Here is a 13,541-nt window from a genome sequence, read left to right as displayed (position 1 = left end):
ACAAAATGAAATTAACAAAGAATTAAATTTAAAATAAACTATATTATTAGGGGCGGTTGATATTTTTGGGTGGTTATATAGTTTAATTTATAAATTATTTTGTTCTGAAAGTATGGATGGCCACTGTTTGAGTAAGGATAAGAAAGGAATTAAATAAAATGAATGAAACATTAATGATTACTTTACTTGTTTTAGCAGGTGCAGGTGGAATGGGTAGTCTTGGTATTCTAGGCTTATCTGCTAAAAAAATTAAAAAATATAAAGCAGAAATTAAAGAATTAAGAACTGCTGTTATTTCTCATGAAAAACATTTACGAGGATCTGGATATGCAACAGAATTAGCATTAAAAACAGGTCAAATTAAAAATGTTAAAAAACAAGTTAAAGTAAACAACAAAAAACAAGCACAAAAAGATGCTATTAGACAACTAACGAATAGTATTTAAAAAAAATAACCCATTAAGGTTATTTTTTATTTAATTGATTATATTTATCTAAATTCATTTGTACTAAAATCTTTGTTCTTGTTTGACTAATTACTTTTAAATCTTCTTTATATAATTTTGGTTGATTATATTCTCTACTTTTACTTGAATAAGTAATTTATTTATTTGCTGTTAATAACAAATCAATTTTTCTATCTTTTTCAGCAAGTGAATCTTCATATTTATTTATTAAATCTTCTAATGTTCTTAGTGATAAAACACTATTACATAATTTAATTTCTTGTTTTATTTTTACAATTAATTCTTTAACTGTTTTTTCCATTATATTTCTCCTTTATTTTTAAAATAATTAAATTCTTTTCACCATATTTATTGATTAAATATTCTCAGTCTCAAGTTAAATTTATATTTACATCTTCTGTATCATTACCAGTTATATATTCACCAAGGACAGTTTTACATGGATGATTACCTTGTTGTGTTTTATAACATAAAATATATTTATTCATGTTCTTCCTTGTCTTTTTTATTGTGTTTTATATAAAAATTAATAAGATATTCTATTTTTTGTGAATAAGTAAAGTTATTAAATTCATTTCAAACTTTTTCTTCATTTTCATTTAAGTAAATACTAACATTACGAATTAATTTAGAATAATATTTTCCTGTTTTTTGATTAAATGAATGTTTCATAATATTAATCCTTATAATGAGCAATAATAATTGCATCGCGTAAATGATTACTTATTTTTTCATTATTATAAAATCAACCTTTATCATATTCATAAGTTAAATTTTCATCTTTACTAAATTCTTGAATACAACCATCATTATGCTTACTTAAATTTTCCATATTTTTAACCACTGATTTAGTATAACGGGGTGATATTCAATTAACATTATTTAATTCGTGTGTATCATATTTAATTACTCCAATTATTTTTAATAAATCATCACGGTCTTTTGAACCATTATCATTTGTATATAAACAATCTTCAATATTAATAATTTCATTTTCATTTAATATACATAAAATAAAATTAGCTTGATAAATTCAATCTTTATTTGTAAATTCTTGTTTTTCAATTAATTTATTATCTTCGTAAACAATAATACCCGTAGTACCAGTTCCTGATGGGTCAATACCTATTTTTATCATTATCTTAAAAATCTTTCTTTAAATTGATAATAAAAATCTTCGCTTTGTTTTCTAATCAGAACTGGTGATAATTTTTCAACATTTAATTCTTCTTTTAATCAATTTTTACCTTTTGAAATAATATCTTGTTCTATTTTTGTATTTGTAATAAAATTTTTAATATTATTGAAATGCTGTTTACTCATTCAATTTGGATTTGAATTGTTAATAATTTCTGTTTGTTCTTTTTCTTGTTTAGAATTAATTTTACTTACTTCACTATTATCGGGGTCTAATTCTTCGGTTGGTAAACCTAATAGTTTGCTTAAAACATATTTAACTTCATAAGTTAATGCTGACCCAATACTTTTAGCGGGGTCAGTATTTTTCCCTGTAAAAAGTCAATAAGTTTTAATTTCTTCTGTTTCTTTACATAAAGTTAATTCCATTTCAAAATATGGTATATCATTAATTACTTTTAAAGTATCTTTCACATAACTCCAAATATATGTAATATGATGCTTTTTAAATTCTTTTTTAACTAATTCTAACACTTGTGCTTCACCAAAATAGTTATAAATTGTTCTACCATTCATTTGCATTGTTTGTTTTTTTTCTAAATATAATGATAAATCGTGTTGTATTTCACCAATACTTGCTATTAATGTTTTTTATTTTCTTGTGGCATTTTCTCATTCCTCTCTTTCTTGTCATATTAAAATTGCTTCTTTAATTTGTTCTAAATTTTGTTTAGTAATATCAACTTTTTCTTTAATTACTATTTTTAATTTTGGATTTATAATTATCATTAATATTTTTTTATTATCTATACAAAAGTCTTTTTCTAATAAATAAAAAAGTTTTAATTGCCAAATATAGCGTTCAATATCTGTTTTCTCATTAGAACTAGTAATTTTTCAATCACATATTATATATTCATTATCAGTTGTTATTCTAATAAAATCAGTTGTCCCACACATTAAAGGACTATAAAGTGTTTTTTCAGTTTCATAATATTTAAATTTAATATCTTTAAAAGTTTCTTGATATAGTTTTGTAAAATTTTTAAATAATTCACGATCTGATTTTATTTTACAATCAATAAATTCAATTAATTCATCATCAAAATTATTTTTTATTCAAACATCAATCATATTATGTAAACATATTCCACGATTTTGTGCTAATTTTAAAATATTCTCATCAATTTGTGAAAAATCTTTTGGCACTAAAATATTAACAATTTTACTTACACTAGGTATTAAAATACTATACTTATGTAATTTATCATTAAAAATATATAAAGGTTTTAAATCTAATCTCATAAAATTGTTTCATCATTACCAATATTTTGATTATCATTATTAAATAATTCTTTTGTCTCAGATGAATTAAATTCTATTTTTTCTTGTGGTTTATCAGATTTTTTTAAATCATTATTTGTATGTAAAAATTCATAATTAGATATTTGAACTATTCATTCAGTTTTATTATCTTTATTTTTAAAAGATTGTAATACACCAGTAATTGCTATTTCACTACCTTTTTGACAATATTTTTGTAAAGTAATTGCTTGTTTATTTCAAACTTGACAAGGAATAAAATCAGTTTCTTTTTGTTTTGAATATGGGCGAGTAATTGCTAAATTAAAAATAGTATATTCTTTTCCATTACTTGTTTTCTTAATTTCAATATCTTTTGTTGTTATACCAATTCCAATAAATTTATTCATTATTAAATTTCCTCCAAATTCTTTTCTTCAATTAAACTATCAATATAGTAATAAGCACTTTCTTCTGAATGACATTCTTCTAATGCTTCATTAAATAAATATTCTTCGGTATAAACTTTTCCATTTTCATCTTTTCACATATTATTCACATCCTTGTCATTTAATATTTTCATTTTCTAAATCAATAATAGTTGTTAATCATTCTTGTTGATTTTCAACATTAGCAGTAGTTTTTGCTTCTTCTAATGTATAAAAACAGCTCGTTTTAAAATCACTATATTTACTTTTCATTACCAATAAGTATCTTTTATTCATAATTTAATTCCTCCTAATTCTTTTTAGTATTTAATGCTCAATGTTCATCTGTAATATCTTCAAATGATACTGAATAACTTTTAAGCATTAATTCACTTAATTTATTTTCTTGATTGCATTCTTTATGAAAACAATAACCTCAATATCTTTTTTTAATACAAGTTTTATTTAACTTTTTCATATATACCTCCTAAATTATTCCTTTGATTTTTTTCTCAAATTGCAATATTTTTCAACCATCAGAAGCTAAATCTAAAATATCGTTAATTTTATAATATTGCATATAAGAAGCAATAACATCTCATTTATCTTTAAATAAATTTAAGTACATTTTGGCTCATTATAAACATTGCAAATCATAATGCTTTTTATGATGTGAAATACGACAATTAATAGGTTGACAATTAACTCAATAAAATGATGTTGTTATTTCATTTCAAGTTTTATTAATATATTTATTTTTATATTTTGTCATTTATTTTTTCCTCCTAGTTTTAACTCGCTGGCACTCACTCCCAAGTGAAAGTACCAAGCGAAAATTAGTTATATAAGTATTTATCTATTTACTTACTACGCCATCCGCCTCACTGGGGTGAGCGGTGGCGATATGTTAATTGTTTGAATGTTTAATAATCCACAGTTGTTTTTTTAATATATTGACGCCAGACATATATATGTCTTCCTTTATACGTGCCCATTTGTGCTTTTGCTCTGGGATTTGACGTTCAGTTTTTAAATTAAAAATTCACTCGCATTTTAAAGGACCAAATGCTATAAAACTCCAACCAACCACACTTTTCGCAAATTTAATTGTAAAGTCACTATCTCTATTTTTATTGTCGTTTGATATTAACCTTGGACTTATCACGACTATCGCTTAGTTCTAATGAACCAGCGCCGATTTACATTTTTCCTCATACACTATTTCAGTACTTGCCTCGGCCGGCTGTGGAATAAAAACACTTAGTTATTAAAAATAACCGTTCTACTCTGCATAAAGATAATTTTTGAATTTTCTAAGCGTTTATAAAACCGCTTTTGTTTTTTAACTTTTGTGTGATTTAATAAATCTTTATGTTTTTCACAAGTTCATAAAACTTTATTTGATAAAAATTCTTCGGTAATGAATGATATTGCTTTATAGCAGTTATCAATATCGCAAATTTGTTGTTGCTTATTAATTTTCATTACTTACTCCTTCCTTTTTATTAAGTTTTTTTATTAGCAAATTAATTAACTGAAACAGAGAAAGGACAACCCCTTAAATTAGGAGAAAAACAGGTACACTTTATAAAGATTTCTAAGATATTTAATAAATGTGTAAACAACTTAAAGAGGGTATCAAAAAGTTGTAATAAAAAGTTTCTATTTTAAGAATTTAAGATGCTGTCCTTTCTCTGAATCAATTAATAATTTTGGTTTTACAAATAAAAAAACAATTTTAGTAAATGATTTATTATTTTTATTCAATTTCTATGTATTTGTTAAAACCCTTCTTTTTTTTTTTTTTTTCATGCGACCTTATAATTTCATTTTTGTTTGCACAATGATGAACAAGTTTACATATATTAATGTTTTCCTCTTATCTTTTTTTATTAAAAAATAGAATTTTGTTTAATATATATAATATATTAACTTTAAATATTATTGGATTTGTTTTGTTTAAAAAAAATAAGAAAAAATCAAAGTAATAATTATTTAGATTTAAACGGTAGTTTTATTTGTAATCCAATAACTAAAAGAAAGCTTATAATTCAATTAATTTTTACAATATTAAATATTTTTTTACTTTTTTTCGCATTTGCTTATATATGGTCATATAAATATTTCAAATATACATTAGTAGTAAAAAATGAATTAATATATTTATCTAATTATAATAAAATTTTATTTTGATATATATAATTAATATTTTAAAAATTCAATTTATTTTGATTGAATGATTAATTACGTTTAAATTATATAACGCAAAAGAACAAGTTTGATGGAGAGAAATAATGCTAAAAGATAGAAAAATAACAATTAAAGAGTTACAAACATTAGTATTAGGTGAATTGTATCAACGTCGGATTTAAAATTAATTAAGGGGAATAAAAACCAGAAATATTTTTAAAAGTCTAACAGGTCTTAAATATGAATGGTTTTTACAAGATAAATTGCTAATTTATTTTACTTTTCTTAAAAAATAGGTATAATTTTAATTGAAAGAAATTATTGTTGACAATAATTGAACAGAAAAATAGTGGCTGGTGGAAACTATTGGAATTTTAAAGCGTAATGACAACATGAAGATAAAATTTAATAGATTTTGACAAGTAAGCGCATTAACTAAAAGATAATGAAATAAGATGGCACCGCGATTTTTCGTTCCTAAACAATCTTTTAGTTTTTTATTTAGAAGGGAAGAAAGTTATGAATATCCAAAAACCACGAGGAACTGAAGATCTTTATTATGAAAAAGCAAGTGAATTAAGTGCCCTAGAATTAATGCTGCGTAGTTTTGTTATGCAATATAACTATCATGAAATTAGAACTCCAATTTTTGAAGCAAAAGATTTATTTGTGCGTTCAGTAGGAGCAGAAACCGATATTGTTAGCAAAGAAATGTTTAAATTATTAGATAAAAAAGAGCGAACATTTGTTTTACGTCCAGAAGGAACCGCACCTGTTATTCGCAGTATTATTGAAAATAAACTATATGGGAAATATGAATTACCATTAAAATTATTTTACCTTGGGAATATGTTTCGTTATGAACGACCTCAACATGGTCGTTTACGTCAATTTAATCAGTTTGGAGTTGAAGTGGTCGGATCTAAGAATTATTTATTAGATGTTGAAGTTATTTTACTTGGTTATAATTTATTAAAAACACTTGGATTAACAAATTTAACATTAAAACTAAATTATTTAACAATTGGTGCAGCACGAACAAAGTATCTTGGTGTGTTAACAGCTTTCTTCCAAGAACAAACATTATGTGCTGATTGTCAAATTCGGGTACAAAAGAATCCATTACGAGTATTAGATTGTATCATTGATCATGATAAATTTAGTAATGCACCAAAGATTTATGATTATTTAACCCCAACAGAAAATGAAGAATTTGTGGCAATTCAAAAGTTGTTAACTAAATTAGGAATTCCTTTTACCTTAGATGCGCAATTAGTACGAGGATTAGATTATTATACTGGCGTTGTTTTTGAAATTGTGATTGAGGAAGTAGAACGAGAATTAACTTTACTAGGTGGCGGACGGTATGACCAATTAGTGCACACCTTTGAACCAAGTTTAGATTATCCAGCGGTAGGCTTTGCCTTAGGATTAGAACGATTGTTATTAAGTTTAGCTGCGAATAATATTGCCCTAGCTGATGAGGCTTATCTTGATGCTTATTTAATTTGTTTATCTGATCATGCGCGTTATTTTGCTGCTTCGTTGTTGTTATTACTTCGAGCAAGTGGTTTTCGTGTTGATTGTGATTATTTAACACGTAGTGTTAAAGCTCAGTTTAAATCATTAGAGCGTTTGAAAGCAAAGAATGCTATTATTATTGGTCATGAAGAATTGAAAAAAAATGTTGTAAAAATTAAGAACCAACAAACAGGAAAAGAACAAGAAGTTAAGTTTGACAAGATTATTACAGTTTTAAGTAAGGAGAAGAAATAATGAAGAGAACACATACTTGTGGTGAATTAACATTAAAAAATGTTAAAGCAAAGGTTGTTTTAAGTGGTTGAGTGGCAAAGAATCGTCGGTTAGGGGGGATTATTTTCTTAGATTTACGTGATCGAACAGGGATTACACAAGTTGTTGTCCAACCAGTGCATCCCCAATATGCGATGATTAATACAATTCGAAATGAATTTGTTATTAGTATTGAAGGTGTAGTAATTGAACGAAAAAGTAAGAATTTAGAATTACCAACCGGGGCAATTGAAATTGCAGCTAAACAAGTCACAATTTTATCAAAAGCCGAAACGCTGCCATTAATTATTAATGATGTCACTGATGCGTTAGAAGATGTTCGAATGAAATATCGTTATTTAGATTTACGTCGACCAATAATGCAACAAAAAATTATGTTACGAAATCAATTAGTGCAAACAATTCGGCAATTTTGTCATGCTCATCAATTTATTGATATTGAAACACCAATTTTAAACAAATCAACACCAGAAGGTGCCCGTGATTTCTTAGTTCCCTCGCGTTTAAATCCCCATAATTTTTATGCGTTACCACAATCACCGCAATTGTTTAAACAGTTATTAATGTTAGCCGGATTTGATAAATATTTTCAAATTGCAAAGTGTTTTCGCGATGAAGACTTACGAAGTGATCGTCAACCAGAATTTACGCAATTAGATTTAGAAATGAGTTTTGTTGAGCGCGATGATATTATCCATTTTGTTGAAACATTATTTCAAACAATTATGCAAGATGTGATGAAAGTTAAAATTAAAACGCCCTTTCTTCGGATGGATTATAATGAAGCAATTGAAAAATATGGCACTGATAAACCAGATACGCGTTATGATTTACAGTTATTTGATGCAAAAGATATTTTTGCGAAAACTGAATTTAGAGTCTTTGCAACAGCGTTAAAAAAGGAGTTGAGTTTAAAAGGGATTTTTCTTCCCCAATTAGTCAGCAAAAAACAAGTTGAAGAATTAACGCGGATTGCCCAACAAAATAAAGCACAAGGGTTAGTATGAGTTAAACAAGAAAAGAATAATTGAGAAGGACCACTTGCAAAAGTACTTAGTGATGCTGAAAAAGCAAAATTATTACAAAAATGTAATAAACAAGCTGGAACATTCTTCTTTGTTAGTGATGAAAAAGCAGTTACTTGCCAAGCTTTAGGAGCAGTCCGAGTAGCATTAGCTAAAATGTTTGCTTTAATTCCACCGAATGAATATCACTTCTTATGAATTATTAATTGACCATTATATGAATGATCAGATGAAAATCAACGTTATGAAGCAGCTCATCATCCTTTTACCGCGTCAACTAGTGAATTTATTGATAATTTTGATCAGAAAATGGCAACTGCGCGTGCTGATGCTTATGACTTAGTTTTAAATGGTTATGAAATTGGGGGAGGAAGCATTCGTATTCACCAAAGTGAAGTTCAAACCCGAATGTTTAAATCATTACAATTATCAAACCAAGAAATTGAGAACAAATTTGGTTGATTTTTAAATGCTTTTAATTATGGTGTTCCACCCCATGGCGGAATTGCATTTGGACTTGATCGGTTAGCAATGATTTTAACGAATAGTGAATCAATTCGGGATGTGATTGCTTTTTCAAAGAATACAACAGGAACTGATCCAATGACAGCTTCGCCAAGTCTAGTTGAGGACAAACAGTTGGATGAATTAAGGATTAAGTTAAAATAATAAATATATAACAATAACTAGCAATATGATTTTTATGAAATATTAAAACTATAGCAAAGGTAATATTCTTTATTGCCTTTTTTTATTTTGAGTGAAGAGATTTATTTTGTTTTTGATTATGGATATTTTTATATATAATTAAATTAAGAAAATAACTAGAAAAAGATATTAAATTATTGATTTAAGAAAAGGAAATAAATAATTTATAATTATGAGTGAATGAAGAACATTGATTAGGCAAATACAAGCAAATAATCAAAGATGAAGAAGAATAGAAAAACAGAAGTATCTTTTAAACAACAGCAAAAAATTTATAAAAAAATCGAAGTTTAATATATAAATTAAAATGTTAAATAGGTAATAAGTGTGGAAAAATATGGAGCAAAAAATATTTCAAATTATATATTGAAATATTTTTATGTGTAAATTGTAAATGCAAATGTAGCACTTTATTGAAAAAGAATAAAGTGCTTTTTATTTTGTAAAAAATACTTATATTTATTGGATTAATTGTTAGATAGTATCTTTTACACTTAATAAAATATGTTTTTTCAGAAAAATCCATCCTTTCTTTTCTTAAAAAATTTTGAATAATTGCTTTATTTAGTTGTTAGTTAATTGTTAAATATAATTACTAAAAAATATATTTAATAAACAAAGAATTAAAAAAGATAATGAGATAAAAAAATAAAGATACTATCTAACGATTAATCCAAAATTCAATCTTTAAAACTTAATATTTTTTGATGCTTAAAGATGGATAACGCATCTATGGCACGAAGCCTTAAAGAAAGTGTGAAAGCAATTGGATTTACTCTCCTATTTATTTCTTTAATTCCCGACAAGATTAATCACTTGTGAAATGTCAGAGCATGTGTTTTTTGGCTTGTTTTCATAAAAAGAGTGTTGTTAAACCGAAAAAAACAATATCGGACACTAAAAAAACAAGAGGGTTGAAACTCCAAAAGGTTATTTTCTTTATATAAAGTTGTGTAGGGATGGATGAAGCGTAATTAATAACTGGGTAAACTGTTTTTTGTTTATTTCCCTATGGGGGTAAACTCTATCAAAATATCCTATCCGCCCCCGCTCACTCCCCAAAGTGGAGCGGGCGGCGAAGTAATTAAATATTAAAATAAATTATTTACTAAATATCAAAATATTAACCAATAAAGGAATATTATGTTTTTTTATAGAAAGGAAAATATTTGATGAAAAAATGAAATAAAAAAATTAAAAATAAATTACAAGAATTAATGATACAAGCTTATCTGGTAACAGTAAATGATATTAATTGTGAAATTTGAGCAACAAATAAAAAGAATTAAGGAGTATAGATAAATGACAGAATATAAAAGTAAATATATTAATAAAACTTGAAATGAAATAACAACATCATTTGATTGAGTTAATTGTCAACTTATTAATTGTCGTATTTCACATCATAAAAAGCATTATGATTTGCAATGTTTATAATGAGACAAAATGTACTTAAATTTATTTAAAGATAAATGAGATGTTATTGCTTCTTATATGCAATATTACAAAATTAACGATATTTTAGATTTAGCTTCTGATGGTTGAAAAATATTGCAATTTGAGAAAAAAATCAAAGGAGTAATTTAGGAGGTTTATATGAAAAAGTTAAATAAAACTTGTATTAAAAAAAGATATTGAGGTTATTGTTTTTATAAAGAATGCAATCAAGAAAATAAATTAAGTGAATTAATGCTTAAAAGTTATTCAGTATCATTTGAAGATATTACAGATAAACATTGAGCATTAAATACTAAAAAGAATTAGGAGGAATTAAATTATGAATAAAAGATACTTATTGGTAATGAAAAGTAAATATAGTGATTTTAAAACGAGCTGTTTTTATACATTAGAAGAAGCAAAAACTACTGCTAATGTTGAAAATCAACAAGAATGATTAACAACTATTATTGATTTAGAAAATGAAAATATTAAATGACAAGGATGTGAATAATATGTGAAAAGATGAAAATGGCAAAGTTTATACCGAAGAAGATTTATTTAATGAAGCATTAGAAGAATGTCATTCAGAAGAAAGTGCTTATGAATATATTGATACTTTAATTGAAAAAAGAATTTGGAGGAAATTTAATAATGAATAAATTTATTGGAATTGGTATAACAACAAAAGATATTGAAATTAAGAAAACAAGTAATGGAAAAGAATATACTATTTTTAATTTAGCAATTACTCGCCCATATTCAAAACAAAAAGAAACTGATTTTATTCCTTGTCAAGTTTGAAATAAACAAGCAATTACTTTACAAAAATATTGTCAAAAAGGTAGTCAAATAGCAATTACTGGTATTTTACAATCTTTTAAAAATAAAGATAATAAAACTGAATGAATAGTTCAAGTATCTAATTATGAATTTTTACATACAAATAATGATTTAAAAAAATCTGATAAACCACAAGAAAAAATAGAATTTAATTCATATGAGACAAAAGAATTATTTAATAATGATAATCAAAATATTGATAATGATGAAAGAATTTTATGAGATTAGATTTAAAACCTTTATATATTTTTAATGATGAATTACATAAGTATAGTATTTTAATACCTAGTCTAAGTAAAATTGTTAATATTTTAGTGCCAAAAGATTTTTCACAAATTGATAAGAATATTTTAAAATTAGCACAAAATCGTGGAATATGTTTACATAATATGATTGATGTTTGAATAAAAAATAATTTTGATGATGAATTAATTGAATTTATTGATTGTGAAATAAAATCACATCGTGAATTATTTAAAAATTTTACAAAACTATATCAAGAAACTTTTAAAGATATTAAATTTAAATATTATTAAACTAAAAAAACACTTTATAGTCCTTTAATGTGTGGGACAACTGATTTTATTTGAATAACAACTGATAATGAATATATAATATGTGATTGAAAAATTACTAGTTCTAATGAGAAAACAGATATTGAACGCTATATTTGGCAATTAAAACTTTATTATTTATTAGAAAAAGACTTTTGTATAGATAATAAAAAAATATTAATGATAATTATAAATCCAAAATTAAAAATAGTAATTAAAGAAAAAGTTGATATTACTAAACAAAATTTAGAACAAATTAAAAAAGCAATTTTAATATGACAAGAAAGAGAGGAATCAGAAAATGCCACAAGAAACTAAAAAAACATTAATAGCAAGTATTGGTGAAATACAACACGATTTATCATTATATTTAGTAGAAAAAAAACAAACAATGCAAATGAATGGTAGAATAATTTATAACTATTTTGGTGAAGCACAAGTATTAGAATTAGTTAAAAAAGAATTTAAAAAGCATCATATTACATATATTTGGAGTTATGTGAAAGATACTTTAAAAGTAATTAATGATATACCATATTTTTAAATGGAATTAACTTTATGTAAAGAAACAGAAGAAATTAAAACTTATTGACCTTTTACAGGGAAAAATACTGACCCCGCTAAAAGTATTAGGTCAGCATTAACTTATGGAGTTAAATATGTTTTAAGCAAACTATTAGGTTTACCAACCGAAGAATTAGACCCCGATAATAGTGAAGTAAGTAAAATTAATTCTAAACAAGAAAAAGAACAAACAGAAATTATTAACAATTCAAATCCAAATTGAATGAGTGAAAAGCATTTCAATAATATTAAAAATTAATATTAAAAATTTTATTACAAATACAAAAATAGAACAAGATATTATTTCAAAAGGTAAAAATTAATTAAAAGAAGAATTAAATGTTGAAAAATTATCACCAGTTCTGATTAGAAAACAAAGCGAAGATTTTTATTATCAATTTAAAGAAAGATTTTTAAGATAATGATAAAAATAGGTATTGACCCATCAGCAACTGGTACTACGGGTATTATTGTTTACGAAGATAATAAATTAATTAAAAAACAAGAATTTACAAATAAAGATTGAATTTATCAAGCTAATTTTATTTTATGTATATTAAATGAAAATGAAATTATTGAAGATTGTTTATATACAAATGCTAATGGTTCAAAAGACAGTAATGATTTATTAAAAATAATTGGAGTAATTAAATATGATACACACGAATTAAATAATGTTAATTGAATATCACCCCGTTATACTAAATCAGTGGTTAAAAATATGGAAAATTTAAGTAAGCATAATGATGATTGTATTCAAGAATTTAGTAAAGATAAAAATTTAACTTATGAATATGGTAAAGGTTGATTTTATAATAATAAAAAAATAAGTAATCATTTACGAGATGCCATTATTATTGCTCATTATAAGGGTTAATATTATGAAACATTCATTTAATCAAAAAACAGGAAAATATTATTCTAAATTAATTCGTAATGTTAATATTTACTTAAATAAAAATGAAGAAAAAGTTTGAAATGAATTTAATGACTTTACTTATTCACAAGGAATTGAACATCTTATTAATTTTTATATAAAACACAATAAAGAAAAATAAAAAATAACCAATT

Annotated in this window: 29 protein-coding genes; 16 read left to right on the top strand and 13 right to left on the bottom strand. The window is 24.5% G+C overall.

The genetic code is table 4. From position 1 onward, the window contains the following. The first annotated feature begins 158 nt into the window (after positions 1–158). Positions 159–446, top strand: a complete 288-nt coding sequence (locus ACZ91P_RS08575; protein WP_465158923.1) for a hypothetical protein — start codon at positions 159–161, stop codon at positions 444–446. 157 nt (positions 447–603) lie between these two features. Here ACZ91P_RS08575 and ACZ91P_RS08570 read toward each other — a convergent pair whose 3' ends face one another. The 13 genes from ACZ91P_RS08570 to ACZ91P_RS08510 all read right to left on the bottom strand — a co-directional run bounded on the left by ACZ91P_RS08570 (position 604) and on the right by ACZ91P_RS08510 (position 4,819). Then, a complete protein-coding gene (locus tag ACZ91P_RS08570; protein ID WP_465158922.1) occupies positions 604–768 on the bottom strand; it encodes a hypothetical protein in 165 nt (54 codons plus the stop codon). Further along, positions 752–955, bottom strand: coding sequence for a hypothetical protein (locus tag ACZ91P_RS08565; protein WP_465158920.1), 204 nt, complete (start codon positions 953–955; stop codon positions 752–754). The genes ACZ91P_RS08570 and ACZ91P_RS08565 overlap by 17 nt, the downstream gene beginning before the upstream one ends. Further along, positions 948–1,139, bottom strand: a complete 192-nt coding sequence (locus ACZ91P_RS08560; RefSeq protein ID WP_465158919.1) for a hypothetical protein — start codon at positions 1,137–1,139, stop codon at positions 948–950. Before ACZ91P_RS08560 ends, ACZ91P_RS08565 begins: the two co-directional genes overlap by 8 nt. Before the next feature lie 4 nt (positions 1,140–1,143). Further along, positions 1,144–1,605 carry a hypothetical protein gene (locus ACZ91P_RS08555; RefSeq protein WP_465158917.1) on the bottom strand — a complete coding sequence of 154 codons (462 nt, stop codon included), beginning with the start codon at positions 1,603–1,605 and terminating at the stop codon, positions 1,144–1,146. Further along, the gene (locus tag ACZ91P_RS08550) at positions 1,605–2,204 is read right to left on the bottom strand and encodes an ERF family protein (protein WP_465158972.1); all 600 of its coding nucleotides are present in this window, start codon (positions 2,202–2,204) and stop codon (positions 1,605–1,607) included. The genes ACZ91P_RS08555 and ACZ91P_RS08550 overlap by 1 nt, the downstream gene beginning before the upstream one ends. A gap of 51 nt (positions 2,205–2,255) precedes the next feature. Continuing rightward, positions 2,256–2,909, bottom strand: coding sequence for a hypothetical protein (locus ACZ91P_RS08545; RefSeq protein WP_465158916.1), 654 nt, complete (start codon positions 2,907–2,909; stop codon positions 2,256–2,258). After that, positions 2,900–3,316 carry a single-stranded DNA-binding protein gene (locus tag ACZ91P_RS08540; RefSeq protein ID WP_465158915.1) on the bottom strand — a complete coding sequence of 139 codons (417 nt, stop codon included), beginning with the start codon at positions 3,314–3,316 and terminating at the stop codon, positions 2,900–2,902. Before ACZ91P_RS08540 ends, ACZ91P_RS08545 begins: the two co-directional genes overlap by 10 nt. Before the next feature lie 2 nt (positions 3,317–3,318). After that, positions 3,319–3,456 (bottom strand): hypothetical protein, encoded by a 138-nt coding sequence (locus ACZ91P_RS08535; protein WP_465158914.1) that lies wholly within the window; start codon positions 3,454–3,456, stop codon positions 3,319–3,321. A 1-nt stretch (position 3,457) separates the two neighbouring features. Further along, on the bottom strand, positions 3,458–3,631 hold the full coding sequence (locus tag ACZ91P_RS08530; protein ID WP_338988935.1) for a hypothetical protein: 174 nt from the start codon (positions 3,629–3,631) through the stop codon (positions 3,458–3,460). A 13-nt stretch (positions 3,632–3,644) separates the two neighbouring features. Next, positions 3,645–3,812 (bottom strand): hypothetical protein, encoded by a 168-nt coding sequence (locus ACZ91P_RS08525; RefSeq protein WP_338989654.1) that lies wholly within the window; start codon positions 3,810–3,812, stop codon positions 3,645–3,647. Between the two features lie 9 nt (positions 3,813–3,821). Then, on the bottom strand, positions 3,822–3,962 hold the full coding sequence (locus ACZ91P_RS08520) for a hypothetical protein (protein WP_338989719.1): 141 nt from the start codon (positions 3,960–3,962) through the stop codon (positions 3,822–3,824). Positions 3,963–3,971: 9 nt separating this feature from the next. Continuing rightward, positions 3,972–4,106, bottom strand: a complete 135-nt coding sequence (locus ACZ91P_RS08515) for a hypothetical protein (RefSeq protein ID WP_465158912.1) — start codon at positions 4,104–4,106, stop codon at positions 3,972–3,974. A 488-nt stretch (positions 4,107–4,594) separates the two neighbouring features. After that, a complete protein-coding gene (locus ACZ91P_RS08510) occupies positions 4,595–4,819 on the bottom strand; it encodes a hypothetical protein (RefSeq protein ID WP_465158911.1) in 225 nt (74 codons plus the stop codon). 743 nt (positions 4,820–5,562) lie between these two features. Between ACZ91P_RS08510 and ACZ91P_RS08505 the strand changes: the two genes are divergently transcribed. The 15 genes from ACZ91P_RS08505 (at position 5,563) to ACZ91P_RS08435 (ending at position 13,528) form a co-directional block, all read left to right on the top strand. After that, complete coding sequence (locus ACZ91P_RS08505) at positions 5,563–5,706, top strand: hypothetical protein (protein ID WP_465158910.1); 144 nt, start codon at positions 5,563–5,565, stop codon at positions 5,704–5,706. A 337-nt stretch (positions 5,707–6,043) separates the two neighbouring features. Then, a complete protein-coding gene (gene hisS, locus ACZ91P_RS08500) occupies positions 6,044–7,300 on the top strand; it encodes a histidine--tRNA ligase (protein ID WP_465158909.1) in 1,257 nt (418 codons plus the stop codon). Beyond that, on the top strand, positions 7,300–9,033 hold the full coding sequence (gene aspS / locus ACZ91P_RS08495) for an aspartate--tRNA ligase (RefSeq protein ID WP_465158908.1): 1,734 nt from the start codon (positions 7,300–7,302) through the stop codon (positions 9,031–9,033). The genes hisS and aspS overlap by 1 nt, the downstream gene beginning before the upstream one ends. A 1,341-nt stretch (positions 9,034–10,374) precedes the next feature. Further along, a complete protein-coding gene (locus ACZ91P_RS08490; protein WP_465158907.1) occupies positions 10,375–10,509 on the top strand; it encodes a hypothetical protein in 135 nt (44 codons plus the stop codon). A gap of 9 nt (positions 10,510–10,518) precedes the next feature. Next, complete coding sequence (locus tag ACZ91P_RS08485; RefSeq protein WP_465158906.1) at positions 10,519–10,659, top strand: hypothetical protein; 141 nt, start codon at positions 10,519–10,521, stop codon at positions 10,657–10,659. 9 nt (positions 10,660–10,668) lie between these two features. After that, positions 10,669–10,836: a hypothetical protein gene (locus tag ACZ91P_RS08480; RefSeq protein WP_465158905.1), complete on the top strand. Its 168-nt coding sequence runs from the start codon at positions 10,669–10,671 to the stop codon at positions 10,834–10,836. 13 nt (positions 10,837–10,849) lie between these two features. After that, positions 10,850–11,023 (top strand): hypothetical protein, encoded by a 174-nt coding sequence (locus ACZ91P_RS08475; protein ID WP_338988935.1) that lies wholly within the window; start codon positions 10,850–10,852, stop codon positions 11,021–11,023. A 1-nt stretch (position 11,024) separates the two neighbouring features. Then, positions 11,025–11,171, top strand: coding sequence for a hypothetical protein (locus ACZ91P_RS08470; RefSeq protein WP_465158904.1), 147 nt, complete (start codon positions 11,025–11,027; stop codon positions 11,169–11,171). Further along, positions 11,164–11,580, top strand: coding sequence for a single-stranded DNA-binding protein (locus tag ACZ91P_RS08465; RefSeq protein WP_465158903.1), 417 nt, complete (start codon positions 11,164–11,166; stop codon positions 11,578–11,580). The genes ACZ91P_RS08470 and ACZ91P_RS08465 overlap by 8 nt, the downstream gene beginning before the upstream one ends. Beyond that, on the top strand, positions 11,571–11,888 hold the full coding sequence (locus tag ACZ91P_RS08460; protein ID WP_465158902.1) for a hypothetical protein: 318 nt from the start codon (positions 11,571–11,573) through the stop codon (positions 11,886–11,888). Before ACZ91P_RS08465 ends, ACZ91P_RS08460 begins: the two co-directional genes overlap by 10 nt. Positions 11,889–11,915: 27 nt before the next feature. Further along, complete coding sequence (locus ACZ91P_RS08455; RefSeq protein ID WP_465158901.1) at positions 11,916–12,224, top strand: hypothetical protein; 309 nt, start codon at positions 11,916–11,918, stop codon at positions 12,222–12,224. Continuing rightward, entirely contained in the window at positions 12,208–12,450 is a 243-nt protein-coding gene (locus ACZ91P_RS08450; RefSeq protein WP_465158900.1) for a hypothetical protein, read from the top strand. Before ACZ91P_RS08455 ends, ACZ91P_RS08450 begins: the two co-directional genes overlap by 17 nt. Beyond that, entirely contained in the window at positions 12,451–12,729 is a 279-nt protein-coding gene (locus tag ACZ91P_RS08445; protein ID WP_465158899.1) for an ERF family protein, read from the top strand. Positions 12,730–12,891: 162 nt separating this feature from the next. Next, complete coding sequence (locus ACZ91P_RS08440; RefSeq protein WP_465158898.1) at positions 12,892–13,347, top strand: hypothetical protein; 456 nt, start codon at positions 12,892–12,894, stop codon at positions 13,345–13,347. A gap of 4 nt (positions 13,348–13,351) precedes the next feature. After that, complete coding sequence (locus ACZ91P_RS08435; protein ID WP_465158897.1) at positions 13,352–13,528, top strand: hypothetical protein; 177 nt, start codon at positions 13,352–13,354, stop codon at positions 13,526–13,528. The last annotated feature ends 13 nt before the right edge of the window (positions 13,529–13,541 follow it).

Source organism: Spiroplasma endosymbiont of Halictus nicosiae, assembly GCF_978018445.1.
The sequence above is the reverse complement of the archived record's forward strand: the minus strand, read 5'-3'. Positions and strand labels throughout refer to the sequence as shown.